The sequence below is a fragment of the Endozoicomonas sp. SESOKO1 genome, from assembly GCF_024606265.1.
In the GTDB taxonomy this organism is placed as follows: Bacteria; Pseudomonadota; Gammaproteobacteria; order Pseudomonadales; family Endozoicomonadaceae; genus Endozoicomonas.
Window position 1 is genome coordinate 1 of the sequence record NZ_JAHHPP010000100.1, and the last position, 1,148, is coordinate 1,148.

At 51.6% G+C, this 1,148-nt stretch carries 3 protein-coding genes; all 3 read left to right on the plus strand.

Features of this window, described 5'->3' with window-relative positions; genetic code table 11:
• Window positions 1-333, plus strand: a 333-nt coding sequence (locus KDK13_RS05295; protein WP_257283904.1) for a Na+/H+ antiporter subunit E, incomplete at its 5' end; no start/stop codon positions are given.
• Window positions 326-637 (plus strand): cation:proton antiporter, encoded by a 312-nt coding sequence (locus KDK13_RS05300; RefSeq protein WP_373692212.1) that lies wholly within the window; start codon window positions 326-328, stop codon window positions 635-637. The genes KDK13_RS05295 and KDK13_RS05300, both read left to right, overlap by 8 nt.
• Window positions 634-939 carry a monovalent cation/H(+) antiporter subunit G gene (gene mnhG / locus KDK13_RS05305; RefSeq protein WP_257283905.1) on the plus strand — a complete coding sequence of 102 codons (306 nt, stop codon included), beginning with the start codon at window positions 634-636 and terminating at the stop codon, window positions 937-939. Before KDK13_RS05300 ends, mnhG begins: the two co-directional genes overlap by 4 nt.
• Window positions 940-1,148 lie beyond the last annotated feature (209 nt).

The window sequence follows — 1,148 nt, forward strand, 5'->3', positions numbered from 1 at the left end:
TATGGGCGCAAATTCCTGGCAGCCCTGAAACTGCTGGCAGTGTTCCTGTACAAACTGCTGACCAGCAGTCTGCAAGTGGTATGGGATGTCATCACCCCCACCCACCTGAGCCATCCGGCCATTATCAAAGTGCCGCTGGCGGTTGAGTCTGACATGGAGATTATGTTACTGGCCAACATGGTGTCGCTAACGCCGGGGTCGCTGACGCTGGATGTCAGTGAAGATCGACGGTATCTGATCATTCATGCCATGTTCAGCAAGAACGAACAATCGGTGATCGATGATATCAAAACATCACTGGAACGCCGTATTCTGGAGGTGACCCGTGACTGACATTATGGCTTTTGCCACTCATTTTGCTTTTGTTGGTTTGTTAGCCAGCCTGGCCCTGGCATTTATCAGGCTATGTAAAGGCCCCTCTCTGGCCGACCGGGTGATCGCCCTGGACCTGATTGCCTTTATCACCATCGGCTTTATTGGTGTGTTTACCATTTACAGTAACGCCACCGCGTTTATGGATATTGCCATTACTCTGGCGCTGGTGGCGTTTCTCAGCACCATTGCCTTTGCCCGCTTTATTATGCGCGTGCCGCTGAGTCAGTCGGACTCAGACTCATCTTCAGGGGAAAAATCATGATGGATTGGGTCGTCGCCAGCTGTTTAATCACCGGAGTACTGTTCAGCTTTTTCTCTGCGCTGGGTATTTTGCGGATGCCGGATGCCTATATCCGCATGCATTCATCCACCAAGGCGGGCACCATTGGGGTTGGCCTGATTATGGTGGCTGTCACCCTGCACTTTCACGACACGTCGGTTATTTCCAGGGCCATCGGTATTATCACATTCCTCCTGATGACCGCCCCTGTTGCCGCACAACTGCTGGGCAAATCCCTGCTGATAAATAATTACAGGATGTGGCGTGGTCATCAGCAGGATTAATGCTTCCAGTATCTCCCCCTCTTAAGCAGGCCTGACACTTCAGGCCTTTTGTCCAGTTCCCCCCTCAACTCCGCCTCATAGTGAACGGGCAACGGACAACGGGCAACGGGTGAATTATTAAAGGTCAATTATACCAATCGAACTTTCCACCCCCACGCCTGTCCATTAAATCCATGGTTGTAAAAAGCCTCGCCGTACCGGTAATAACC

Coding starts and splice junctions, on each gene's coding strand:
- mnhG (WP_257283905.1), top strand. CDS start 634: ATGATGGATTGGGTCGTCGCCAGCTGTTTAATCACCGGAGTACTGTTC.